The sequence below is a fragment of the Micromonospora sp. RTGN7 genome, from assembly GCF_033804645.1.
Lineage (GTDB): Bacteria > Actinomycetota > Actinomycetes > Mycobacteriales > Micromonosporaceae > Micromonospora.
Genome location: NZ_JAPZLF010000021.1, coordinates 1 through 22,642 on the forward strand (window position 1 = coordinate 1; position 22,642 = coordinate 22,642).

The window sequence follows — 22,642 nt, forward strand, 5'->3', positions numbered from 1 at the left end:
CCGCCCCGCCCGCCGCCCGCGCCCCCCCCCGCCGCCCGGGGCCCCCCCCCCCCCCGCCCCCGCCGCCCGCCGCCGCCCCCCCCCCCCCCCCCCCCCCCCCCCCCGCGACTCACCCCACCCCGAAGACCTTCTCCAGGTACGCGGCCACGCCGTCCTCCGAGTTCGCCGGGGTGACCTCGTCGGCGATCGCCAGGACGGCGGGGTGCGCGTTGGCCACCGCCACCCCCCGGCCCGCCCAGGTCAGCATCGGCACGTCGTTGGGCATGTCGCCGAAGGCCAGCACGTCTCGCTGGTCGATGCCCAGCCGCGCGCAGTACCAGGCCAGGCCGGCCGCCTTGGTCACCCCGGCCGCAGAGATCTCCACCAACCCCGTGTACGACGAGTGGGTCGCCTCGGCCAGCCCGCGCAGCGCCCCGGCGACCACCTGGACGAAGACGTCCGGGTCCTGCTCGCCGGCCCGGGCCAGCAGCTTCACCGCCGGCGCCGAGTGCAGCTCCTCGGGTGAGGTGACCGCCCGGATCAGCTCGTCATCGGCGTCCCAGCGCAGCGGGTAGTGCGCCTCGTGTCGCATCTCCCGGCTGTCGCCGATCTCCACCGCGAAGCTCACCCCGGGCACCTCGGCACGCAGCCGGTGGGCCACCTCGGCGAGCAGTTCCGGCGCGAGCGGGTCGGCCCGCAGCACCTTGTCGGTCTGCGGGTCGTACACCACCGCGCCGTTGGCGCAGATCGCCGGCAGCGGCGCGGCGAGCTGCTCGTACACCAGGGAGAGCCAGCGGATCGGACGGCCGGTGACGAGCACGACCGGCGTGCCCCGCGCGGACATCCGGTCGAGTGCGTCCCGGGTGCGCGGGCTGATCATGCGGTCGTCGCCGAGCAGCGTGCCGTCGATGTCACTGGCGACCAGCCGAGGTGTCTCTCCCATCACCGGGAGAGTAGTCGGTCGAGGTAGACCGCCACTCCGTCGTCGTCGTTTCGCAGGGTCACCTCGTCGGCGACGGCCCGGACCGTCGGGTGGGCGTTGGAGACGGCCACCCGGGCCCAACCGGCCCACTCGAACATCGGCAGGTCGTTGGGCATGTCGCCGAAGACCAGCACCTCGGCCGGGTCCACCCCGAGGCGCTGCGCCACCACGCTCAGCCCGGACGCCTTGTCCACCCAGGGCGGGCTGATCTCGACGAAGCCGAGCCCGGCCTGGGTCAGCGAGGCGACCTCCGGCGGCAGCAGCCGGCGGGCGGTCTCCAGCAGCGCGTCCACGTGGTGGTCGGCGGTCCGGGCGAAGGCCTTGATCACGTCGCCGGAGACGCACTCGTCGCGGGTGCGCGCCTCGAACCGGTCCGGGTACGGCCAGCTCGGGTGGTAGTCGCCCCAGAGCGGGGCCTCGTGCTCGTCGGACGCCTCGACCATCACGGTGAGCGGGCCGACCTCGGCCTCCAGTTCGGCGAGCAGTCGGGCCAGCACCGCACCGGGAAGTCGCTCGTCGCGCAGCACCAGCGGGCCATCCGGGTCGCTCTGGTCGACCACCCGGCCGCCGCCGGCCATCACCAGGAAGTCGGCGGCGCGGATGTCGTTGCGGGTCAGTTCGGTGAGCCGCGGCCCACGGCCGGTCGCGCCGACCACCGGGATGCCGGCGGCCCGCACCCGGTCGAGCACCTGGTGCGTGTACGCGGAGACGGTGTCGTCGCTGCGGACCAGCGTCCCGTCGAGGTCGGTGGCGACCAGCTTGGGCAGTCCCGGACGGGTCATGGTTCCTCCTTCGCCCGCCGCCGTCACGTCAGCCGTCCGGTGGTCGGTGCCTCGACCGACAGTGACGGCGGGCAGCAACCGTACCTCGCCGAGTAGTTCGCAGCCGTGACTTCCCGACCACCCGGGCGGCAACGGAGGAGCCCTCAGCCGAATGTTGCCCGGCTCGCGGGCGGGTGCTGCCCGGGGGCGGTCGTCAGGCGGGTGGTTCGGGGCGGGCGAAGGGCACGGTGGATCGGACCGTGAGGTCCGTGGGTGCGGGCGGCAGGTCTCCGTCGCCGCCCGGCCGGGACGTGGCACCCCGCCAGCCCCAGCGGTCCGGCTCGGGCTCCGGGGCCGCCGGTCCGGTTCCGTCGGACGCCGTGCCGGCCGGCCCGGAGGTGCCCGGCTCCGGGCGCCACGCGTCCACCCGCCCGCCGAGGTGCAGCGCCGCCGCCAGCAGCGCGCAGGCCACGAACGCCATCACCAGCCCCCGGCCGTACTCGACCTTGAAGCCGTCCTCGGGAGAGTAGAAGAAGGTGCGCTGGCCGGAGTCGTCGAGCGAGAACGCCGTGGCGGCGAGGACGCCGAGCAGGGTCACCGCCAGGGCCAGGCCGGCCACCCGCGCGTTGTGCCGCACGGTTGCCGTCCCGCCCAGGGCCAGGCCCAGGACCATGCACAGCGCGAGGAGCCCCACCAGGTAGCCCACCCCGAACCCGCCGATGTCGGCCACCCCGCCCGGCACCCGCAACGAGGTGTTGCCCTCGGGACCCCCGTTCGGGACGGTCATCACCATCCACTCGCCGATGAGCGACGCGAACGCCGCCACCACGCCGAGGCCGGCCGGCACCAGCGGCAGCCGCCGGTCCCGCCCCAGCCCGGCCAGCGACCGGCCGACCCGCTCGGGAGGTGTGGACCCGGGCCCGCCCCACTCCACTACGGCGGTGCCGTCGGACCGGTTGTCCTGCCGGGGAATGGGGAGATCCTGGGACATCGGCCACCTCTCCGCCGCTCACGGGCCAGAACCGAATCATGACACAGGCCACACCGCAGCCCGGAAGTCGACGCGCCCCGGTCCCGTGGCGGAACCCATCGGCCGCCGGGTCGGTGCCGGCCGGACCGGGCCCGTCCGGACCCGATCGGGAGCAGTCGCTCGTCCGCCGCCCGGCTTTCGGTTAGCGTCGGTGCATGCCTATCCGTAACGCATCCGCACGCTGGCAGGGCGATCTCGCCGAGGGTTCCGGCACGGTCCGTACCGGCAAGGGCGGGCTGCAGGGGAACTACTCCTTCAAGTCGCGCTTCGAGGAGGGCGAGGGGACCAACCCCGAGGAGCTCATCGGTGCGGCCCACGCCTCCTGCTTCTCGATGGCGCTCTCCAAGCAGCTCGCCGACGCCGGTGTCACCGGCACCTGGGTCGAGACCGTCGCCAAGGTGCACTTCGACAAGACCGACGCCGGAATGACCGTGACCCGGATCGACCTGGAGACGGTCGGCCAGGCCCCCGGCCTCGACCAGGTTCAGTTCGCCGAGCTGGCCGAGACCGCCAAGGAGAACTGTCCCATCTCGCGGCTGCTCTCCCCGGGCGCCCAGATCAGCCTCACCGCCCGTCTCGCCTCCTGACCCCTACCGCCCGTATCGCCTCCTGACCCCTACCGGCCGGTGCCCCGGGCCTCTCTCGGCCCGGGGCCCGCGATGCCCGGCCGGCCGGGCATCGCGGGCGGAGTGGAGTCCTCCGATCCGCCACGGACGGGGCACCTCTGCGTACCTGGGCGGATCTTCGATTGTCGGCGGGCCGGGCGGTTCGGGGGACAATGGGGGCGTGGCGGTGGAGATGAGTAAGGAACGCTTCGAGGAGTTGGTGGGCGACGCCCTCGACGAGGTCCCCGAGGAACTGCTCGGGCTGATGAGCAACGTGGTGATTCTGGTCGAGGACGACCCGCCCCCCGGCGACGAGGACCTGCTCGGTCTCTACGAGGGGCACGCGCTCACTGAGCGGGGCTGGGACTACTCCGGTGTCCTGCCGGACCGCATCTTCATCTACCGTCGGCCGATTCTGCGGATCTGCGACACCGACGAGGACGTCGTCGACGAGGTGGCGGTGACCGTGGTGCACGAGATCGCCCACCACTTCGGCATCGACGACGAGCGCCTGCACAACCTCGGCTGGGGCTGAGACCGGCCCGTCCACCGTTTCCGCCCGTCCGGTCCCGTCGCTCGGCGTCCCCCGGCGCCGGTACGCACCCGTGGCCCGGGTCGAAGGCCGTACCCGGCCGGCTCGGCGAGTTGCGCTGGTCTCCTACCCTCCGGGCAGACACCCCGAATCAGGAGGCACTTCCATGCGCAGCGCGCTGTTCTCGGCCGAGAACCTGGAGAAGGAGTCCGCCCAGCCCGGCATGCGGCTGCAGAACTCCAAGATGTTGAAGATCGAGCTGAACGGCGAGGCAATGGCCCGCGTCGGCTCGATGGTCGCCTACCAGGGGCAGGTGCAGTTCCAGGCCCTGGGCTCCGGCGGTCTGGGCAAGTTCCTCAAGCAGAAGCTCACCGGCGAGGGCGTCCCGCTGATGAAGCTCAGCGGCCGAGGCGACGTCTTCCTCGCCGAGTTGGCCAAGGACGTGCACATCGTCGACCTGGAGCCGGGCGACGCGCTGTCCATCAACGGCTCCAGCGTGCTGGCCTTCGACTCCACCCTCCAGTACGACATCCGGATGGTGGGCGGCGCCGGGATGGCCTCCTCGTCCGGCCTGTTCAACTGCGTCTTCACCGGTCACGGCCGGATCGCGATCACCACGAAGGGCACCCCGGTGGTGCTCAACGTCGACGCCCCGACCTACGTCGACCCGCAGGCCGCCGTCTGCTGGTCGGCCAACCTGCAGACCGGCTACCACCGGGCCGAGCAGCTCGGCCTGGGCTCGCTGCTGGGCCGCAGCACCGGCGAGGCGTTCACGATGAGCTTCGCCGGTCAGGGCTTCGTCGTGGTGCAGCCCTCCGAGGAGCCGCCGGTCGCCGGCAGCGGCGCCCAGGAGCAGCAGGGCGGCCTGCTCGGCGGCCTGCTGAGCTGACCGGCGCCGGTCGGCGCTGACCCGGCCGGGGTGCCCGTGGACCGCGGGCACCCCGGTCTCAGCTCAGCTCGCCGGCGCGCAGCCGCGTCAGCCAGGCCGCCGCGTCGAGGTAGTCGGCGTCCGAGAGACCGGCCGGCGCGGGCACCGGCCGGTCGCCCGAGCCGTCGGCCCAGCGGTGCCGGGGGTACGACCCGAGGAAACGTACGTCCGCGCAGACCCGGCGCAGCCCCTGCAACGCCTCCCCGAGCCGGACGTCGGCCACGTGGCCGGTGCAGTCCAGGAAGAAGACGTATCGTCCCAGCGCCTCACCCGTCGGGCGGGACTCGATCCGGGTCAGGTTGATCCCGCGCACCGCGAGCTCCATCAGCACCGACAGCAGGGCGCCCACCCGGTCGTGGGCGATGTACACGGCCAGCGACGTCACGTCGTCCCCGGTGGGGGGCGGGGGCGGGCCGGGGCGGGACAGCAGGGCGAACCGGGTCACCGCGTCGGCGTGGTCGGCGATCTTGTCGGCCAGCACGGCCAGCCGGTGCCGGGCCGCCCCGATCGGGGCGCAGATCGCCGCGTCGTACTCGCCGCCGGCCGCGCCGGCCGCAGCGGCCCCGTTGGAGAGCACGTCGACCACGATCGCGTCGGGAACGTACGCGCGCAGCCACCCTCGGCACTGGGTCGACGCCTGCGGGTGGGCGGCCACCGAGCGGATCGATCCCAGGATCACCCCCGGTCGGGCGCCGAGCACGAACTCGACCGGCAGGATCACCTCCCGGGTGATCGCCAGGGGGTCGCCCTCGGCCAGCTCGTCCAGCGTCACCCCGACCGCGCCACCGATCGAGTTCTCCAGCGGCACCAGCGCCGCGTCGGCATCCCCCGCCCGGACGCTCTCCAGCGCCTCGCCAACGCTGCGGGCGGGCGTACGGGTGCCGCGCTCGGCGGCGGGCACGGTGCGCAGCGCCTGCTCGGCGAAGGTGCCCTCGGGGCCGAGGTAGACGAAGCGGGTGGGCGGGGTTCCGGGCATGGCGCCAGCCTACGCACCCGGTACGCCCACGGTCCCGCCGTCGCAGGCGAGCGTCCGGATGCCCGTCGGCCCGGCCACCCGCACCTCGATGGTGCAGACGTCGGTGCCGGCGGTGACCAGCTCCAGCGCCCCCGGCCGCCCCCGGGTGACCACCTGGAGCTCCTCGTGCCCGGTCACCCGGAGCACGGTGTACTGCCAGTCCCCGGCACAGAGCGGGCCGATGCGCACCCGCACCCCCACCGACCGGGGCAGCACGCCGGCCGAACTCCGCAGCAGGGTGATCACCCGATCCCCGGACGGGCCCTCCCGGCAGGCGGTGGCGACCAGGTCGGCGTTGGCGGTGGGCGGGGCGGCCGGCGGCGGGGGCACCGGGATCACGGGGGTGGCGGGCGGGGTCGGGCTGGCGGAGGCGCCCGCCGTGACGCTCGGCACCGGGGCCGGCCGACGCAGCTCGGGCGGCGTGCCGCAGCCGGCGGATGCCAGGGCGAGGGACGCGACGGCGAGCAGCCCGACCGGGCCGGACGGCCTGCGGGGTACGGCGTGGTGCGGTGCGATGGGCGGCACGAGCCGATCCTTGCATCGGGGACTGTCATTGCAGCCGGGCGGCCGAGCCCATCGTAGGAGCCGCCGAGGCTCCGGTGAAGGGCCGACCGCGCGACGCCGTCCCGGGCGCGGGCACAGCGGGCCGGGGCGAAGCGCCGTCAGTCGAGGAGGCGGTGGCCGGCCCGACGCAACGCGGAGGTCGCCTCGTCCAGCCGCACGGCCGGGACCAGCGCGTGGTCGGTGTCGTACGTGGAGAAGGCCACCACGTTGACGCGTGCCTCGGCCAGCGGGGCGACCAGCGCGGCCAGGGTGCCGGTCACCGCCTTGCCGAACGGATTGACGATGCGCAGACAGCGCCAGTCGGTCTCCACCTCGGTCGGGGCGCGGGACGCCGGGCAGATCACCGAGATCCCGTCGACGGACCAGCTCACGCTGATTACCTCGTCGTCAGCCAGGTCACCCCAGAGGGCGGGGCGGAGCGTGGCGTCGGCGGTCAGCCGGCACACCGCGTACTCCCCTGGCAGCAGAGCGACATCGATCATGAGGGCACCCTACGGCCTGGATGTCGGCCCGCCACAGCGCCAAGGGTGCGGCGAAGCCCACATTCGTGCAGTTCAGGGCGGCAATGGGCGGATCAGACCTCGGAGAAGAAGGTGAGCGACCCGGCGACCTTGCCGCCGGTCAGCACCGGCGTGGAGATGGCGTCCACGGTGGGGTCCGACCGGCCCGCCGTCGAGGTCTGGACCCGGAGCAGCCCCCGGGCGAGCCGCCCGGAGTGCAGGGCCAGCAGCGGCGGGATCTTGTCGGTCTCCTGCTCGGTCAGCTCGCCCCGGTTGGCGGTGAAGTCGAGCAGGCTCAGGCAGCCGTCGAGCAGCGGGAGGCCGATCACGTCCTCCGGGCAACCCAGGCAGAGCAGGTCGCAGCCGGCCGCGGAGACCGCGACGACGCGGGTGTCGACGTCGATCAACAGGCAGGGCTCGGCCGCACCGAACACGGTGGCCGACCACTGCCCGAAGTTGTCGGACTCCTGCTCCGGCGGTGTCCGGGCGGCAGGCGCGAACACTTCCGAGAGGGAAAGTTCGACGTGGGCCACCGCACCTCCTATGTACACCGACGGTCTGTCCACGCTAACCGGTCGTCGCGAAGACTGCCGACCGCGTACCAGTCACTGGGCCGCCGGTGATCAGTTGCCCTGACCGGGTGGCTGGCGACGGCGCGGCCGGTGTTCCGGGGTGGTGACCGGACCGCGTGGCGTCGCCGGAGACGTTACCGGCGGTTGGCCGGCTTGTCAGCGGCCGTTCGGCCGTCGTCGAACCACCGGTAGTCGGCGGCTGGACGGTACGTGCCCTTCATCCAGGTGCCGGGATGCTGCGCGACCCGGGCCAGCTTCTCGGCGGTGGCCGGGCTGATCCGGTTGCCCCCGGCCACGAGCAGGCGATCCAGCTCGCGGTGGGTGGCCATCATGCAGTCGTTCGGCAGGCCGTACACGCTGATGACGCCGGAGCCGACGAAGGTCAGCACGGGCGTCACCGGGATCGTCAGCCCCACGGCCTTGGAGAGCGCCTTGCTCGCCCGCTTGGCGTCCCGGCGCGTCTCGACCACATATGGCGGTCGCTTGCCGTTGATCTGGACGACGTCTCCCGCCACCAGCACCCGGGCCCGACCGTGGTCGGCGATGGTCACTGCGAAGAGGCCGCTGGGGCCGATCGCGAGGAAGCCGGCCCGGTCGTCCTGCCCCTGGTCGAGGAGGAGGTCCGAGGTGTCCGTGCGGGGCCACTCGATGACGTGCCAGGCCGGCCCGAGGTGGTCGAGCCGACCGAGGGCGCGTGCCCCGGCCGCCTCCAACCGGCGGGCGCCCCGCTCGGCGCGCCGACGGCGAGCCCACTCCAGTGGGCTCGGACGGATCGGCTCGAGCACCCCCGACGCCTCCGGGCGGGGGTGTGGCACCGACACGGACGGCAGTGTCCGCGAGGTGGGTGTGGCTGGACGTGCGGGAAAGACAGTCATCGCGACCTCCGGCAAAAGGTCCCTCGAAGTTATGTCCTCACTACCCTACGTTGACCTACCGGGTACCCGGCAAGTCGAAGCGCCGGAGTGAGTGCGGATGAATGCCATATTCATCCACAGTTGTTTTACCGGATGCCGCCAAACCCTGCCCTACGCTTGGCCGGGTGACCCACTACGTGGACAGCGAAGTCGGCCGCCTCGGCACGGTGCTGCTGCACCGACCCGGCCCGGAACTGGCCCGACTCACCCCTCGCAACAACGACTCCCTGCTCTTCGACGCTATCCCATGGGTTGGACGGGCACAGGAGGAGCATGACGCGTTCGCCGCGGCGCTGCGCGAGCGCGGGGTGGAGGTGCTCTACCTCGCTACCCTGCTGGCCGAGACCCTCGCCGTCGCCGACGCCCGCGCCGGGCTGACCGAGCAGGTGCTCAGCTCGCCCCGGCTCGGCGACGCCCTGCGCCGCCGGGTCACCGAGCACCTCGCCTACCTCGACCCCGCAGCCCTCGCCGACGTGCTCATCGCCGGGCTCGCCCACGAGGAGCTGCGGCTCAGCCGGGAGCGGCCGGGCGGGTTGGTCTACACCCTGATGGACCGGCACGACTTCGTCATCGCCCCGCTGCCCAACCTGCTCTTCACCCGGGACTCCTCACTGTGGATCGGCGACCGGGTCGGGGTGACCAGCCTGGCCATGCCGGCCCGCCGCCGGGAGACCACCATCACCGACGCGATCTACCGACACCACCCGCGCTTCGTCGGCACGGAGTTCGTCTACCACCCGGGCCTGGAACCTCTGGAGGGCGGCGACGTGCTGCTGCTGGCCCCCGGGGTGTTGGCGGTCGGGGTGGGCGAGCGGACCACACCCGCCGGGGCGGAACGGCTCGGCCGGCAGGTGTTTGCCGCCGGGCTGGCCCACACCATCCTGGTGGTTCCGATCGCCCAGGAGCGGGCCACCATGCACCTGGACACGATCTGCACGATGGTCGACGTCGACGCCGTGCTGATGTACGCGAACGTGGCGAGCACCCTGGCCGCGTACACGGTGGTGGCCGGGCCGGACGGCGAGCCGCAGGTGGACGGGCCGGCGCCGTTCCTGCGTGCCGCCGCCGACGCGATGGACCTCGACCAGCTCCGGGTCATCGACACCGGCCTCGACCCGGTGACCGCCGAGCGGGAGCAGTGGGACGACGGCAACAACACCCTCGCCCTCGCCCCCCGGCTCTGTGTCGGCTACGAACGCAACACCGGGACCAACGCCCAGCTCGAACGGGCCGGCATCGAGGTCATCCCGATCGCCGGCTCCGAGCTGGGCTCCGGCCGGGGCGGCCCGAGGTGCATGTCCTGCCCCCTGGTCCGCGACCCGCTGAAGCGGTGACGGAGGGCCCCTGGGCGACGCCTGGCGTGGGTGCAGGGGGCCTGTCAGCGGCCCACCCACCCCCGGAGTGCCCACCGAGCCGTGCGAGCGGCTCAGCGGCGGTGGGGACTCCGGGGCGGCGCGGGCCTGGTTGTTGCGGGCTCTGGCAGCGGCGCGGGATCAGTGGCGGCGTGACCAGGGTCAGCGGAGGGTGAGTTGGCGGCCGAGCAGGCCGTGCCGGGCCCGGCGGCCGGCCGCGTCCAGCGGCTCTCCGGTCTCCAGCGCCTCGGCGTAGCGCTTGCCGAACTCCGTCACCGGCTGCTCCCAGTCGGCCGCCGGCACGTCCTCGGGCAGGTCCCAGACCGGCACGAGGCGACCGTGCGCCCGGAACATGCCGGCGAACTTGGTGTTCCCGGCGAGGGTGAGCGTGCCCGCCACGCTCAGCCGGGCCAGCGCGTCCAGGGCAGCGTCCTCGTCGTCGGGGAGCACCCAGCGCACATGTGCCTTCTCCGGCACCTGGCACCAGTACGCGGCCCGCGCGGCGGCCAGCCGGACGGTCGGATAGATCGCCGCGTTGGCCCGCTCCAGCGACGCCTGGACGGTCGGGTCGTCGGTGGCCCCCGGGTCGAGCCAGAACTCGAAGCCCTCGTGCATGCTGATCTCCAGTGGCCCGTCGACCAGGATGTCCTGGAGTCGAGGGCCGGGGCCCGGCAGCGGCGGCACCATGACCGGCTTGCCCGGCTCGGCGCGCAGCGCGCAGAGCAGCGCCTCGGCCAAGTCCCGGGAGACGTCGCCGGACTGCTGGTGGCGCTGGAGCCCGATGAGGACCCGGCCGTCGGCCTTCGTCATCGCCGGGGCGGCCGTCGGCAGCACGCTGGCCAGGGTGACCGGGCGGTCGCCGTGCTCCTCGACCAGTTCGGGGACGAGCCGCAGCGGCGCGGATGCGGCCGGGACCAGTTCGCGCAGGGCGATCCACTCCGGCTCGTCGGTCAGCCCCTCGAACGGCCGGGGCACGAAGATGTCCCGCACCTTCTCCCGCTTGGGGGTGACTTCGGCGGCCCGTTGGTTCTTTCGACGCTTGCTCACGGCGAATCAGCCTAGAGGCCGCTCCGGGAGCGACGGCGCCGACCCGCCCCACCCGCGCCGCGTCCGGTCCGAGAAGGCACCCGCCCCACCCGCGCCGGGTCCGGCCCGACCAGGCACCCGCCCCGACGGGCCGGGGCACGCCCCCGACGTCGACCAGGTGCGGCCGACAGGGCGGGGACGGGATCAGCCGGCGGCGACGAGATCCGGGTGGGACGTGCCGGCGGGGTCGAACTCGGCCCAGACGCTCTGCCCGAGGCCGTCCCGGTCGACGCCCCAGCGGCTGGCCAGCCCGGAGACGATGTGCAGGCCGCGGCCGTCGACCGCGTCCAGGGTGGCGGGCCGAATGAGTGGCCCGACGCCCGCCCCGCCGTCGGTGACCCGGAGCTGGACGACGTGCCCGTCGCCGGGGAGTGGACGCAGCCGCCAGGCCACCCGGACCACCCCGCCGGGGAGCGGGTCAGCGTGTCGGACCGCGTTGCCGACCAGCTCGGCCAGGACGGCCACCAGGTCGGCCAGCAGCAGCGGGAGGACGAGGCCGGTCAGCTCGTCGGCGAGCCGGTGCCGGGCCAGGCGCGCGCCGGTCACGTCGTGCGGCACCACCACGCACCACGACCGCTCGACCGGCCTCCTGGTCACCGTGCTCCTTCTCGCCCGCGGTGGCGTTCGTCCGCGCTCAACCGCGTGGCAGCCGCACCTCTGCGACCGTACCGCGACCTGCCCTCGGACGCAGGGATACCCAGCCATTCTGCTGTTCGACGACCCGTCGGACGAGATACAGGCCGAGCCCCGCGCCCGGGTAGCCCCGGCGGTCGCCGGACTCGCCCTGCCAGAACCGGTCGAACGCCCGCTCCACGTGCTCGGGCCGGATGCCGATGCCCCGGTCGCTGACCCGGAAGCACACGGTCTGGTCGTTGCCGCTGGCGACGATCTCGATCGGGGAGTCGGGTGGGGAGTATTTCTCGGCGTTGGTGCCCAGCTCGGTCAGCACCGTCGCCAGGATCTGCCGGTCCCCGACCGCCTTCGGCAGCCCGGCCGGGACGTCCAGCACGATCCGGCGGCGAAGGTCGCCGGGCAGGTCGGCGACGGCCGCCCGGAGCGCCTCGCCGAGGTCGAACGGGGCCGGCGGCTCACCGGGGCGCCCCTCGGTGGCGGAGACGAGCAGCCGGTCGACCAGCCGGGCCAGTTCGTTGGCCCGCTGCCCGATGACCCGGGCGGCCTGCCGCCGGTCGGTGTCGGTCAGTGAGTCCCAGTGGTCGGTGAGGGTGTCGGCGTACCCCTTGATGACGGTGACCGGGGTGCGCAACCCGTGGCTGGTGACCGCGACGAAGAGGTCCCGGTCCTGGTCGCGTAGCTGTTGGTCGGTGATGTCCCGGAAGGTGACCACGTGCAGCGCGCCGGGGCCGGGCAGCTCCCCCGAGGTGATCTTCAGCCAGCGGCCGTCCGGCAACCGGTGGTCGAGGACCTGTCCGGACGGGGGGAGCGGGAACGGCAGCGGGCGGTTCAGCGCCTCGGCAACCGGCCGGCCGGTCACCTGGGCGGCGGCCGGGTTCCAGAGCCGGACGTGGCCGCCCCGGTCGACCACGGCCAGACCGTCGGCCAGCGCCGCCACCACCGGGCCGTCGCCGTGCACCGGCAGGCCGCTCTGGTCGCCGTACATGTGGGCGATGCAGGAGGCGATGTATTCCACCACCTCGTGCTGCCCCCGGGCTGTGGAGTCGTCGTGGTCCGGGTAGAAGGCGTGCAGGCTGCCGACGGTGAACCCGCCGATCTCGGCCCGCGCGGCCACCATCCGGTGCAGCCCCCGGCCGGTGAGCTCCTCGCCGACCGGGCCGGGGATCCGGTCCACCCGGATGTCGCGGACGCGGGGGCCGGAGAGCAGACAGATGGTGGCCGGGTCGGTGTGCGACACCGGCCGGCCGACGGCCCAGTCGGCGCTGCTGGTCGCGGCGATCACCCGGCCGCCGGTGGGTGCGAATTCCACGAAAGCCGTGCTGGCCGCTCCGATGGTCGACTGCACCACCTGGAGCAGCCGGTTCAGGACCGGGAGCCCGGCCTCACCAGAGTTGATCATTTCGACCACCCTGCCATGGCCGACGATGAGAGCGGCGAGGTCCGTGCGGTCCGGCATGTCCCGAGTGTGCTCTGCCGGCCCCTCCATCGACACCCCCGACCGGTCGGGCACCCGGGCCGCCCGGGCCGCCCCGGCGAGCCAGCGGGCCATCCCGCTGCGTGGGCTCACCGGCCCAGCCGGGCCAGCGCGTGGGCAGGCCGGTCGGTGATGATCCCGTCGACCCCGACGTCGAGCACCAGCTCCAGGTCGTCCGGCTTGTTGACGGTCCAGACGTACACCTGGTTGCCGGCGGCCCGCAGCGTGGGCACCAGCCGCGGGCGGGCCCGCACCAGCGCGACCTTCGGCGCGGCGACTCGGGTGCCGGCCGGCAGCCGGCCGGGCCACAGCCAGCGCGGCAGCCCGTCCATCAGCAGCACCGTGGGCAGCCTGGGGGCGAGATCGTGGAGGCGGCGCACCGCCAGCGGCGAGAAGGACATCACGGTGACCCGGACCGGGTCGTCGGCTCCCGGCTCGGCCAGGCCGTACCGGCGCAGCAGCGTCACCAGGCGGCGCTCCACGTCCCGGCCGTACCGGGAGGGATGCTTGGTCTCGATCAGCAGCTGGACGGGCCTCCCGGCGTCCAGCACGGCGTCCAGCAGCCGCCCAAGGGTGAGCAGCCGGGTGTGCGACTCGTCGAGCGGCTCCGCGCCGTCGACCGGGGGGCAGCCCGGGTGCCAGGAGCCGAAGTCCAGCGCCTCGAGCTCGGCGAGCGTACGCGCGCTGACCAGGCCGGTGCCGTTGCTGGTCCGCTCCAGCCGCCGGTCGTGCACACAGACCAGGTGCCCGTCGCGGGTCAGCCGGACGTCGCACTCCAGGCCGTCGGCGCCCTCGGCGAGGGCCCGAAGGTATGCGGCGAGGGTGTGCTCCGGCAGGTCGGCGGAGGAGCCGCGGTGTGCGAAGACGAGGGGGCCCATGCCCGTCGCTCTCAGATGATCCGACCCGGCATCCCATCCTCGCCGACCACTGGTCGCCCGACGGCGGCCCACTGGCGCATCCCGCCGTCGGCGTTGCACACCTCGTCCCAGCCGTTGTTCTTGAGGTATGCCACCACCTGCGCCGACCGTCCGCCGGAGCGGCAGATGACGGCCACCTCCCGGTCGGTCGGCACCTCCGCCATCCGGGCCGGCAACTCCATCATCGGCAGGTGGTGGGCGCCGGGGGCATGCCCGGCCGCCCATTCGTCGTCCTCGCGGACGTCGAGCAGGTAGGTGTCGTCGGCGATCTCGGTCACGGGCACGGTGGGAACCTGGGGTCCGAACACGGCTACCAAGCCTAGAGCCTCGCCGATCGGAACCTGCCACGGACGTGCCGAAACGATTTGTGGCGTGGTCAGAGCCGGTTCACCCAGCGGGGGTTGGCCTGGGCCCAGTCGGGCATCCGGGTGCCCCGGACGGCGTCGAAGAGGCTGTTCGCGCCGTCGTCCAGCACCACGTACGAGACCTCGTCGATGACCTCCGGGTGGGAGGGGAGTTGCACGCCGGTCAGCGCGTCCGGGGGCAGATCCCGGAGGGTGAGCGCCAGGTCCTCCAGGGGTACGCCGTTGGTGTCGACGGTCAGCGACGCGCCGACCGCCCGGATCAGCCGGTCGAGCTTCACCGGGTCGCGCCGCAGGTTCGTCGCGCCGGCCCGGTCCAGCATGGCCCGGAGGAGTTGCTGCTGGTGGCGCTGTCGGTCGTAGTCGCCGCCGGGCAGGTCGTAGCGCTGGCGGACGTAGTCCAGCGACCGGGCGCCGCCCATCTGCTGGCAGCCGGGGGTGAACAGGGTTTGGGTGTGGATCGAGCGGACCTCGGTGTCGACGCACATGCGTACCCCGCCGAGCAGGTCGATGACCTGCCGCAGCCCGGCGAAGTCGATCAGCGCGGCCCCGTCGAAGCGCAGGCCGGTGAGCCGGGTGAGGGTGGCCGAGAGCAGTTGGACGCCGGACTCGCCGCCGCCGCCGTGCTCGTACGCGGCGTTGATCTTGTCGGTGCCGCCGTCCCAGCCGTTCGGGCCGGGCGGGATGGCCACCAGCAGGTCGCGCGGGACGGAGATCAGGTACGCCCGTCCCATGTCGGCCGGCATGTGCACCACGAGGATGGTGTCGGAGCGTTGGTCGGCCCCGGCGGTGGTGCCGGCCCGCCGGTCGGAGCCGACCAGCAGGTAGTTGAGCGCGCCGTCGAGGTCGGTCCGCTTCTGCCGGGCGCCTGGGTCGAGCAACTGCTCCCGGGTCACTGTGCGCTCGTACCGGTGGCTCAGGGCCTTGAGCCCGACCACCGCGGCGGCGGCCAGTAGCGTCAGGGCGAGGCCGACCCCGAGCAGCGCCCGGCACCATCGGGGTACGCCCCGGCGGGCCGGCCCACGCCGCCCCTGCTCGGATGTTCCTGGACTGACCGTGACGCCCCCCGTGGCCGTACGTGAAAGTTCCTCACGTCAGGCTACGGGGGCATCAGGGCCGGCGGGTCGCTTTCGCCGGACAAGCTAACTGCGGGTCGCTTTCGCGGGGACGGGCGCTACTTGCGGGTCGAGAGGACGGCCGGGTTCGCGTAGACGAACTCGGCGAGCTTGTCGTCCTTGATCGCCTGGAACATCGCCATCGTCTGCGGGCTCAGCGTCTCGTTCAAGCCGTCGGCGGTGGGGTGGAACTTCCCGTCGTTGGTGCGCAGCATCGTCAGGTCGTTGCCGGTGACACCGCGCATGGTGAAGATGAAGTCGATGATCGGCGCATCGCCGGTGTCCAGCACGAGGGCCCCCCCGGCCGCCTTCATCAGCGCGTTGAGCTTCACCGGATTGGTCAGCGTGCCGTCCTGGGTCGCCTTCTTCGCCATCGCCTTGATGAGCTGCTGCTGGTTCTGCTGGCGGTCGTAGTCGCCGCCGTCCAGGCCCTTGCGCTGCCGGGAGTAGTCCAGCGCCGCCCAGCCCTCCATCTCCCGGCAGCCCTTCTTGTGCACCACCGGGGTCATCGCCTTGCCGGTCTTCTCGGCGTCCGCGTTCCACATCGGCTTGCCGTCGACGTACGACATGTGGATCGATTTGACCTCCTGCGAGACGCAGATCTGCACGCTACCCAGGGTGTCGATGATCTTCTTGAAGCCGCCGAAGTTGATGATTGACGCACCGTCGAAGCTGACCCCGGTCATGTGCTTGATCGTCTTCGCCATGAGCTGCGCGCCGCCCTCCCAGCCGCCGCCGTTCTCGGCGCCGAACCGGAAGGCGGCGTTGATCTTTGTGACGCCGTGGCCCGGAATCTCCGTCTCGGTGTCGCGCGGGATGGAGATCAGGTACGCCTGGTCGTGGGAGGCGGGGATGTGCAGCACGATGATGCTGTCCGCCCGGACATCCTCGGCGGCCCAGCGCTCCCGGGCGTCCACACCCAACAGCAGCATGTCGATCGGGCCGTCCAGGCTCGCGCCGCCCTCGGCGTCGGACTTGCCGGCCTCGCCGAGCAGGTTGCGCTGGGCGATGTTGCCGGTGGCCTGGCTGATGACCGCCTTGCTGCCCACGATGGCGACCCCGCTGGTCAGCATCAGCACCGCGCCGAAGACGACGGTGAGGCGGGCCCAGAGGGGGTCCTTACGGCGCTTGCGCTTGCGCGCGGGAACCCCGTCGGGGCGGCGGTTGCCGCCACGGGACTGCGCCGGGATGGCCGACGGGACCCGTGCGGTCGCGCCGACGGGTGCCGACGCCGGAGTGCGACGGTTGGTATGAACCGGCATGCACGCTCCAGCTCGCTCGGTCAAGGGGGCGGCACCACTGTACGTACCGCTTCCCGTCGAGGCGAGGTCGTCGCGCGGTAATGCGCCGTTATTTCGACAACGCCCGTGGGATTTGCCCGAACGGCCAATTCAATGCGACCGGCCGGCGGCTGCCCCTGGTGGGAAGAGGGGCGACCGCCGACCGGCTATGACGTGTGTCGACTTAAGAACCGTCGGGTCAGTTCCCCGTACCGGCCCCGGCGGTCGGCGGGTTGGCCTTCACCCAGTCGGCCATCGTGTCCGCCGACATGGCCTTGTACATGGCCAGCGCCTTCTCCCGGTCGGAGACCACCACCGACTCGCCGTTGATCGTCTCGCTGCCCGCGTTCGGGCTGGTGACGAAGATCAGGCTCTCTCCGCGCAGGCTGCGGAACTGCACCGCCATGTCGACCAGCGAGAACCCCTGGTCCACGGTGACCGCGTCAGTCACCGACTGGAGGAACCCGTTCAGCTTCGTCGGCTTCGTCAGCGTTTCGGTGCTGGCTGCCTTGTCCATCAGCGCCCTCAGGAACTCCTGTTGGTGGCGCATGCGCGCGAAGTCGCCGTCCGGGAACTGCTTGCGCTGCCGGATCCAGTCCAGCGCCTCGGTGCCGTTCATGTGCATGGTGCCCTTGGTGAATTTCCGGAACGGCTTGTGGATCGACTTGACCGTCCGCTCCACCTTCAGGTCGACCCCACCGAGGGCGTCGGTGACCTGCTTGAACCCGGCGAAGTCGATCGCCATCACGTTGTCGATGCGCACGTCGGTGAAGCACTCCACCGTCTTCACCGCCAGCGGCAGCCCGCCGAACGCGAACGCAGCGTTGATCTTCGCCCGCTGGCCCGAGCCGCAGTCGGCCTGGGCGTTCTCGGGGATCGGCACGTACAGGTCGCGGGGGACGGAGACCAGGTAGGCGGACTTGTGGTCGGCCGGGATGTGCATGACGATGATCGTGTCCGCCCGCCACTGGCTCTGCTGGTCCACCGGGGCGTCCGGGTCCCGCGAGTCGGTGCCGACCAGCAGGATGTTCAGCGCGCCGTCCACCGCCTTGGCCGGCCGCCCGCCCGTCAACTCCGAGAAGGGGTCGGTGCGGGCCAGGTCTTTGTTGAGGTTGCGGGTGTAGAACCAGGCACCCGCCCCGCCGAGCAGCGCGAGCACCAGCACCGCCACGCCGGTCACCAGGGCGATCCGGCGCCACTGCGGGCGCGGCCCGCGCCCGCCCGGCCGTCCTGGACCGCCCCGCCCCCCGGGACCGTTCGGTCCGGACGGGCCGCCCGGACCGGCGAAGCCACCGGCCGGCGGCCGGTCGTCGTGCGAGGGGTACCGCTGGGCGGCGGGCACCTGGGCGTGCCCCGATGAACCCTGGCCGGGGCCCGGGACCGAGGCGCGTCCGGCACTGCGATGCAGATGCGGGAGCGGGACGCCGGCGGGAGTGGTCGCTGACATGTACCCGAGCGTACGTAGCCCGGTCGAGCGCCGCCGTGAACCGCAGGCCGTCCGGCAAGCCGCGTCCCGGGGGCGGGCTACCCTAGCCGCTCGCGGAAGTGCTCGATCGTGCGCCGGAGGCCGTCCTCGGGCGCCACCGAGGGCTCGTATCCGAGCAGCTCACGGGCGAGGGTGAGGTCGGGCCGGCGCATCTCCGGGTCGTCCGCGGCCCGGGTGACGTAGGTCACCTGTGACGTGCTGCCGGAGAGTGACACGATCAACTCGGCGAGTTGCCGCATGGTCAGCTCGTGCTCGGTGCCGCAGTTGACCGGGCCGGTCTCCGTCGAGTCGAGTAGCAGCAGGATGCCGCGTACCAGGTCCTCGACGTAGCAGATCGACCGGGTCTGCTGACCCGTGCCGTGCACCGTGATCGGTTCGCCATGCAACGCCTGGGAGATGAACGTCGGGATGGCCCGGCCGTCGTCCGGCCGCATCCGCGGGCCGTACGTGTTGAAGATCCGCACGATCGCGGCGTCCAACCCCCGGTACCGGTGGTACGCCATGGTGGCCGCCTCCGAGAAGCGCTTCGCCTCGTCGTAGACGCTGCGCACACCGATCGGGTTGACGTTGCCCCAGTACGTCTCGCGCTGCGGGTGCTCCTTCGGGTCCCCGTACGCCTCGGAGGTGGAGGCCATCAGGAACCGGGCCCCGTCGGCGACCGCGCGGTCCAGCAGGTGCAGGGTGCCCACCGAGCCGACCCGGAGGATCTCCACCGGCAGGGTGGCGAAGTCGGTGGGGCTGGCCGGGGAGGCCATGTGCAGGATCGCGTCGAACCGCTCGGCCATCGCCGGGTGGTGGCTCGGCAGCCCGTCCGAGATGTCCGCCTCGACGAGCGTGAACGTCGGCCGCTCCACCAGGTGGGCGACGTTGTCCTTGGAGCCGGTGACGAAGTTGTCCAGCACCACCACCGTGCAGCCCCGGGCGACGAGGGAGTCCACCAGGTGTGAAGGGACGAAGCCGGCGCCACCGGTGACGAGGACGCGGTGACCGGGACCGAAGCGCGGAGCAACCTTCATAGGGCCAGCCTACAGAGGCGAGGAGGGGCCCCCTGCCAAAGCCAGGCGTGGCGGGGGCCCCTCGACAGCTCGGCTGGTGCAGGACCGAGCGGGTTTCTGATCAGTGCGCGCCGGCTCCGGTGAGCGAGCGCACCTCCAGTTCCGCGTACTTCTCCTCGTCGTGCTCCTTCGACACGATCGTGCCGATCCAGCCGCAGAGGAAGCCGAACGGGATGGAGAGGATGCCCGGGTTGGACAGCGGGAACCAGTGCCAGTCGTGATCGGGGAACATCGAGGTCGGCGCCCCGGAGACCACCGGCGAGAAGAACACCAGCAGTACTGCGGCGAGCAGGCCACCGTAGATCGACCAGACCGCGCCGGAGGTGTTGAACCGCCTCCAGAACAGGCTGTAGAGGATCGCCGGCAGGTTGCCCGAGGCGGCGACCGCGAACGCCAGCGCCACCAGGAACGCCACGTTCAGGCTCTGCGCGTAGATCGACAGGGCGATCGACACCGCGCCGATGACCAGGGCCGAGAGCCGGGCCACCCGGACCTCCTGACGCTCCGACGCCTGCCCCTTCTTGACCACGTTCGCGTAGAAGTCGTGCGCGAGGCTGGACGAGGAGGCCAGGGTGAGCCCGGCGACCACCGCCAGGATCGTGGCGAAGGCGACCGCCGCGATGATCGCCAGCAGGGTCGCCCCGCCGAGATCGCCGCCGAAGAACTCCTTGCCGAGGGCCTCGGCGAGCTGTGGCGCGGCGGTGTTGCCGGCCTTGTCCTGCGCGATGATCTCCTTGCCGCCGACCAACGCCGCCGCGCCGAAGCCTAGGGCGAGGGTGAGCAGGTAGAACGCGCCGATGATGCCGATCGCCCAGAGCACGCTCTTGCGGGCCGCCTTGGCGGTCGGCACGGTGTAGAAGCGGATCAGGATGTGCGGCAGGCCGGCCGTGCCGAGCACCAGCGCGATGCCGAGCGAGAGCAGATCGACCTTGTTGTAGAAGGTCTGTGTCGCGTTGCCGGCCACCTCGACGCCGTACCGTAGGCCCGGTTCGAGGAAGGCACTGCCCTTGCCGGAGGAGGCGGCGGCGTCGCCGAGCAGCTCCGACAGGTTGAAGTTGTACTTCGCCAGCACCAGCAGGGTCATCACCAGCGCGCCGGTCATCAGCAGGAACGCCTTGACGATCTGGACGTACGTGGTGCCCTTCATGCCGCCCACGGTGACGTAGACGATCATCAGTGCGCCGACCATGACGATCGTCGCGATCTTGGCGGTGTCGGCGTCCATGCCCAGGAACGTGGTGCCCGGCCGGATGCCGAGCAGGAGCGCCACCAGCGCGCCCGCGCCGACCATCTGGGCCAGCAGGTAGAAGATCGACACGGTGATGGTGGAGACCGCCGCCGCCGTCCGTACCGGACGCTGACGCATCCGGAACGCCAGCACGTCCGCCATCGTGTACCGGCCGGCGTTGCGCAGCAGTTCGGCAACGAGCAGCAGGGCGACCAGCCAGGCGACCAGGAAGCCGATCGAGTAGAGGAAGCCGTCGTAGCCGTAGAGGGCGATGATGCCGGCGATGCCGAGGAAGGACGCCGCCGACATGTAGTCGCCGCCGATCGCCATGCCGTTCTGGAAGCCGGAGAAGGACCGGCCGCCCGCGTAGAAGTCGGTGGCGGTCTTGGTCTGCCGGCTGGCCCAGACCGTGATGGCCAGGGTGATCGCCACGAAGACCAGGAAGAGCGTGATGGTCAGGTTGCGGGCGGTGTCACTGCCCGCCTCAGCCACGAGGACCGTGTTCATGCCTCACCTCCCCGATCTCGGCGCGGATCCGGTCGGCGACCGGGTCGATCTTCCGGTCGGCGAACCGGGAGTAGAGCCAGGCGATGAGGAACGTGGAGACGAACTGGAGCAGGCCGAAGACCAGGGCGACGTTGATGTGGCTGCCGAAGAGCCGCGTGCCCATGAAGTCCCGCGCGTACGCGGAGAGGATCACGTAGAGCGCGTACCAGAGGAAGAACGCGACGGTCATCGGGAAGATGAATCCGCGCAGCGTGCGACGCAGACCGGCGAACTCGTCCGACCGCTGTACGGCGAGGTACCGCTCTGCCGTGGACGCGGCCGGGACCGGTGTCTCCGTCGCGGTCGGCGGCTTGTCGGGCGCGGGTGTTTCCGTGGACATCTGTGGATCACCACCTTCACAGGCGTGGGGGGTTTCGCCGCACGGTAGAAACCGCGCCACCCGCCCGGGAAGGTGCAAATTGATCCCGGTCACCCACTGCGCCCAGCGGTCGCCTGTCTGCGCCGAGTGACCCAGATCACTCCGCTAACCGGAGGCGCTGGGCCCCACCCGCCTCGGCCCGGCCCGGTGTCTGCCCGGCCCGGTGTCGGCCCGGCCCGGTGTCGGCCCGGCCCGGTGTCGGCTCAGGTCAGCTCGTGGTACCGGCCCCGGTAGTGCAGGAGGGGGGTGGTCACCTCGACGAGGTCGACGGCCTCGATGGTGGCCTCGACCAGCAGTGCCCACCCGTACTCCCGGGCGGTGTCGAGCCGGCAGCCGGCCCAGCCGCCCGCGTCCGCCGGCACCGGCCCGTACTCGGTGTCGGTCCAGGAGCCGGTGGCGAAGAGGCCGCCCGGCGACGGGAACAGGCCGGCGAACCGGTCGGCGAGCTGCCGGTGCGGCGGGCCCAGCGGTGCCACCGCGAACCGCCCCGCGCTCTCCACCGCGGTCCACAGGTCGGACTCCGGGTCGATCAGCCCGAGCAGCCGGTCCGGCTCGCCCTCCGCGACCAGGGTCGACGAGACCGTCAGGCCGGCCGGCCCGGGCGCACTCCAGAGTGTCACCGGGGCTGCGAGGCGACCACGCAGCCGCCGCGCCCCGGATTTCTGCCCTGCCGGCACGGCGAACGGGTCGGTGTGATGGATCTCGGCGCCCGGCTCATGATTCACGTGAAACATTGTGCCGCCCCGGACACGCGCCCACCCATGAACCGCTCGTGCGGACCGGTCGGGCACGCATGGCCGCCGAGCTGCGCAAGCCGGCCGCCCAACCCTCAAGGAAACTCACTCGTCGGTGGTGAGGGAATGGCGGGCGGCGGCCAGCACCTCCGGGTCGGTGCAGCCGGCGGCGTACCCGGCGATCCGGCGGCGGATGTCGCGGCCCAGCAGCCACCCCCCGACCCGGTCGGCGAGCGGACGCAGGAACGCCGGCCGGCAGCGGAAGCTGTACCGCCAGGTGGCGACCGCCGTGCCCGGCTCCGGGCCGGGCGCGAACCGCCAGCCGCCCGCGAACATCTCGAAGAACCACGGGCCCCGGACCATCTTCATCCCGACGTGGCTCGGCGGTGCGAAGGAGACGTACTCGCTGACCATGACCAGGCCGTGCCGGGACCGGGTGAAGGTACGCACCCCCTTGCCGGGGCGGGTAGCGCCGTCGGTGAAGTGCTGCTCGCGGACGAACGGGTCCCAGCGGTAGCGCACCGGCGCGACGGTCTGCGACACGGCGAAGGCCAGCTCGGGCGGCACGGGGACGGTCACCATCGACTCGATGACGGGCATCCGCCCATTGTGC

24 protein-coding genes and 1 pseudogene are annotated in these 22,642 nt (G+C 72.4%); 4 read left to right on the plus strand and 21 right to left on the minus strand.

Features of this window, described 5'->3' with window-relative positions; all coding sequences use genetic code 11:
* Nucleotides 1–109: 109 nt before the first annotated feature.
* The 3 genes from SNR22_RS24205 to SNR22_RS24215 all read right to left on the minus strand — a co-directional run bounded on the left by SNR22_RS24205 (nucleotide 110) and on the right by SNR22_RS24215 (nucleotide 2,713).
* Entirely contained in the window at nucleotides 110–922 is an 813-nt protein-coding gene (locus SNR22_RS24205) for an HAD family hydrolase (RefSeq protein ID WP_320068950.1), read from the minus strand.
* Entirely contained in the window at nucleotides 922–1,743 is an 822-nt protein-coding gene (locus tag SNR22_RS24210) for an HAD family hydrolase (RefSeq protein WP_320068951.1), read from the minus strand. The genes SNR22_RS24205 and SNR22_RS24210 overlap by 1 nt, the downstream gene beginning before the upstream one ends.
* 193 nt (nucleotides 1,744–1,936) lie before the next feature.
* Nucleotides 1,937–2,713: a hypothetical protein gene (locus SNR22_RS24215; RefSeq protein WP_320068952.1), complete on the minus strand. Its 777-nt coding sequence runs from the start codon at nucleotides 2,711–2,713 to the stop codon at nucleotides 1,937–1,939.
* A 194-nt stretch (nucleotides 2,714–2,907) separates the two neighbouring features.
* Between SNR22_RS24215 and SNR22_RS24220 the strand changes: the two genes are divergently transcribed.
* From SNR22_RS24220 to SNR22_RS24230, 3 genes are all read left to right on the plus strand, one after another.
* Nucleotides 2,908–3,339 carry an OsmC family protein gene (locus SNR22_RS24220; RefSeq protein WP_320068953.1) on the plus strand — a complete coding sequence of 144 codons (432 nt, stop codon included), beginning with the start codon at nucleotides 2,908–2,910 and terminating at the stop codon, nucleotides 3,337–3,339.
* Between the two features lie 205 nt (nucleotides 3,340–3,544).
* Nucleotides 3,545–3,892 carry a metallopeptidase family protein gene (locus SNR22_RS24225; protein ID WP_320069046.1) on the plus strand — a complete coding sequence of 116 codons (348 nt, stop codon included), beginning with the start codon at nucleotides 3,545–3,547 and terminating at the stop codon, nucleotides 3,890–3,892.
* A 163-nt stretch (nucleotides 3,893–4,055) separates the two neighbouring features.
* Nucleotides 4,056–4,778, plus strand: coding sequence for an AIM24 family protein (locus SNR22_RS24230; RefSeq protein WP_320068954.1), 723 nt, complete (start codon nucleotides 4,056–4,058; stop codon nucleotides 4,776–4,778).
* Between the two features lie 58 nt (nucleotides 4,779–4,836).
* Here SNR22_RS24230 and pheA read toward each other — a convergent pair whose 3' ends face one another.
* The 5 genes from pheA to SNR22_RS24255 form a co-directional block, all read right to left on the minus strand.
* Complete coding sequence (pheA, locus tag SNR22_RS24235; RefSeq protein ID WP_320068955.1) at nucleotides 4,837–5,793, minus strand: prephenate dehydratase; 957 nt, start codon at nucleotides 5,791–5,793, stop codon at nucleotides 4,837–4,839.
* A 9-nt stretch (nucleotides 5,794–5,802) separates the two neighbouring features.
* Nucleotides 5,803–6,348 (minus strand): hypothetical protein, encoded by a 546-nt coding sequence (locus tag SNR22_RS24240; protein WP_413775699.1) that lies wholly within the window; start codon nucleotides 6,346–6,348, stop codon nucleotides 5,803–5,805.
* A gap of 146 nt (nucleotides 6,349–6,494) precedes the next feature.
* Nucleotides 6,495–6,878, minus strand: a complete 384-nt coding sequence (locus tag SNR22_RS24245) for an ACT domain-containing protein (protein WP_320068956.1) — start codon at nucleotides 6,876–6,878, stop codon at nucleotides 6,495–6,497.
* Between the two features lie 92 nt (nucleotides 6,879–6,970).
* Complete coding sequence (locus SNR22_RS24250; protein WP_320068957.1) at nucleotides 6,971–7,429, minus strand: hypothetical protein; 459 nt, start codon at nucleotides 7,427–7,429, stop codon at nucleotides 6,971–6,973.
* Between the two features lie 173 nt (nucleotides 7,430–7,602).
* Nucleotides 7,603–8,343, minus strand: a complete 741-nt coding sequence (locus tag SNR22_RS24255; protein WP_320068958.1) for a hypothetical protein — start codon at nucleotides 8,341–8,343, stop codon at nucleotides 7,603–7,605.
* A gap of 164 nt (nucleotides 8,344–8,507) precedes the next feature.
* On the opposite strand from SNR22_RS24255, the gene SNR22_RS24260 reads away from it, so the two are divergent.
* On the plus strand, nucleotides 8,508–9,716 hold the full coding sequence (locus SNR22_RS24260) for an arginine deiminase (RefSeq protein WP_320068959.1): 1,209 nt from the start codon (nucleotides 8,508–8,510) through the stop codon (nucleotides 9,714–9,716).
* Between the two features lie 180 nt (nucleotides 9,717–9,896).
* Here SNR22_RS24260 and SNR22_RS24265 read toward each other — a convergent pair whose 3' ends face one another.
* From SNR22_RS24265 to SNR22_RS24325, 13 genes and pseudogenes are all read right to left on the minus strand, one after another.
* Nucleotides 9,897–10,781, minus strand: coding sequence for a DUF5926 family protein (locus tag SNR22_RS24265; protein WP_320068960.1), 885 nt, complete (start codon nucleotides 10,779–10,781; stop codon nucleotides 9,897–9,899).
* A 183-nt stretch (nucleotides 10,782–10,964) separates the two neighbouring features.
* A complete protein-coding gene (locus SNR22_RS24270) occupies nucleotides 10,965–11,384 on the minus strand; it encodes an ATP-binding protein (protein ID WP_320069048.1) in 420 nt (139 codons plus the stop codon).
* A 70-nt stretch (nucleotides 11,385–11,454) separates the two neighbouring features.
* A complete protein-coding gene (locus SNR22_RS24275; protein WP_320069049.1) occupies nucleotides 11,455–12,909 on the minus strand; it encodes a PAS domain-containing sensor histidine kinase in 1,455 nt (484 codons plus the stop codon).
* A 107-nt stretch (nucleotides 12,910–13,016) separates the two neighbouring features.
* Nucleotides 13,017–13,805 carry a glycerophosphodiester phosphodiesterase gene (locus tag SNR22_RS24280; protein ID WP_320068961.1) on the minus strand — a complete coding sequence of 263 codons (789 nt, stop codon included), beginning with the start codon at nucleotides 13,803–13,805 and terminating at the stop codon, nucleotides 13,017–13,019.
* Between the two features lie 11 nt (nucleotides 13,806–13,816).
* Complete coding sequence (locus SNR22_RS24285) at nucleotides 13,817–14,152, minus strand: rhodanese-like domain-containing protein (protein WP_320068962.1); 336 nt, start codon at nucleotides 14,150–14,152, stop codon at nucleotides 13,817–13,819.
* 68 nt (nucleotides 14,153–14,220) lie between these two features.
* Complete coding sequence (locus SNR22_RS24290; protein ID WP_320068963.1) at nucleotides 14,221–15,102, minus strand: LCP family protein; 882 nt, start codon at nucleotides 15,100–15,102, stop codon at nucleotides 14,221–14,223.
* A gap of 278 nt (nucleotides 15,103–15,380) precedes the next feature.
* Complete coding sequence (locus SNR22_RS24295) at nucleotides 15,381–16,583, minus strand: LCP family protein (protein ID WP_320068964.1); 1,203 nt, start codon at nucleotides 16,581–16,583, stop codon at nucleotides 15,381–15,383.
* Nucleotides 16,584–16,800: 217 nt separating this feature from the next.
* A complete protein-coding gene (locus SNR22_RS24300) occupies nucleotides 16,801–18,048 on the minus strand; it encodes an LCP family protein (RefSeq protein WP_320068965.1) in 1,248 nt (415 codons plus the stop codon).
* Nucleotides 18,049–18,125: 77 nt separating this feature from the next.
* Nucleotides 18,126–19,103: an NAD-dependent epimerase/dehydratase family protein gene (locus SNR22_RS24305; RefSeq protein WP_320068966.1), complete on the minus strand. Its 978-nt coding sequence runs from the start codon at nucleotides 19,101–19,103 to the stop codon at nucleotides 18,126–18,128.
* Between the two features lie 100 nt (nucleotides 19,104–19,203).
* Entirely contained in the window at nucleotides 19,204–20,877 is a 1,674-nt protein-coding gene (locus SNR22_RS24310) for a cation acetate symporter (protein ID WP_320068967.1), read from the minus strand.
* Nucleotides 20,855–21,256, minus strand: a complete 402-nt coding sequence (locus tag SNR22_RS24315; RefSeq protein WP_320068968.1) for a DUF485 domain-containing protein — start codon at nucleotides 21,254–21,256, stop codon at nucleotides 20,855–20,857. Before SNR22_RS24315 ends, SNR22_RS24310 begins: the two co-directional genes overlap by 23 nt.
* 242 nt (nucleotides 21,257–21,498) lie before the next feature.
* Nucleotides 21,499–22,121 (minus strand): annotated as a pseudogene (locus SNR22_RS24320) (flavin reductase family protein).
* A 13-nt stretch (nucleotides 22,122–22,134) separates the two neighbouring features.
* Nucleotides 22,135–22,629: an SRPBCC family protein gene (locus tag SNR22_RS24325; protein WP_320068969.1), complete on the minus strand. Its 495-nt coding sequence runs from the start codon at nucleotides 22,627–22,629 to the stop codon at nucleotides 22,135–22,137.
* Nucleotides 22,630–22,642: the final 13 nt, after the last annotated feature.

Coding starts and splice junctions, on each gene's coding strand:
- SNR22_RS24215 (WP_320068952.1), bottom strand. CDS start 2,713: ATGTCCCAGGATCTCCCCATTCCCCGGCAGGACAACCGGTCCGACGGC.
- SNR22_RS24245 (WP_320068956.1), bottom strand. CDS start 6,878: ATGATCGATGTCGCTCTGCTGCCAGGGGAGTACGCGGTGTGCCGGCTG.
- SNR22_RS24295 (WP_320068964.1), bottom strand. CDS start 16,583: ATGCCGGTTCATACCAACCGTCGCACTCCGGCGTCGGCACCCGTCGGC.
- SNR22_RS24325 (WP_320068969.1), bottom strand. CDS start 22,629: ATGCCCGTCATCGAGTCGATGGTGACCGTCCCCGTGCCGCCCGAGCTG.
- SNR22_RS24255 (WP_320068958.1), bottom strand. CDS start 8,343: ATGACTGTCTTTCCCGCACGTCCAGCCACACCCACCTCGCGGACACTG.
- SNR22_RS24310 (WP_320068967.1), bottom strand. CDS start 20,877: ATGAACACGGTCCTCGTGGCTGAGGCGGGCAGTGACACCGCCCGCAAC.
- pheA (WP_320068955.1), bottom strand. CDS start 5,793: ATGCCCGGAACCCCGCCCACCCGCTTCGTCTACCTCGGCCCCGAGGGC.
- SNR22_RS24205 (WP_320068950.1), bottom strand. CDS start 922: ATGGGAGAGACACCTCGGCTGGTCGCCAGTGACATCGACGGCACGCTG.
- SNR22_RS24300 (WP_320068965.1), bottom strand. CDS start 18,048: ATGTCAGCGACCACTCCCGCCGGCGTCCCGCTCCCGCATCTGCATCGC.
- SNR22_RS24305 (WP_320068966.1), bottom strand. CDS start 19,103: ATGAAGGTTGCTCCGCGCTTCGGTCCCGGTCACCGCGTCCTCGTCACC.
- SNR22_RS24230 (WP_320068954.1), top strand. CDS start 4,056: ATGCGCAGCGCGCTGTTCTCGGCCGAGAACCTGGAGAAGGAGTCCGCC.
- SNR22_RS24275 (WP_320069049.1), bottom strand. CDS start 12,909: ATGCCGGACCGCACGGACCTCGCCGCTCTCATCGTCGGCCATGGCAGG.
- SNR22_RS24210 (WP_320068951.1), bottom strand. CDS start 1,743: ATGACCCGTCCGGGACTGCCCAAGCTGGTCGCCACCGACCTCGACGGG.
- SNR22_RS24315 (WP_320068968.1), bottom strand. CDS start 21,256: ATGTCCACGGAAACACCCGCGCCCGACAAGCCGCCGACCGCGACGGAG.
- SNR22_RS24220 (WP_320068953.1), top strand. CDS start 2,908: ATGCCTATCCGTAACGCATCCGCACGCTGGCAGGGCGATCTCGCCGAG.
- SNR22_RS24280 (WP_320068961.1), bottom strand. CDS start 13,805: ATGGGCCCCCTCGTCTTCGCACACCGCGGCTCCTCCGCCGACCTGCCG.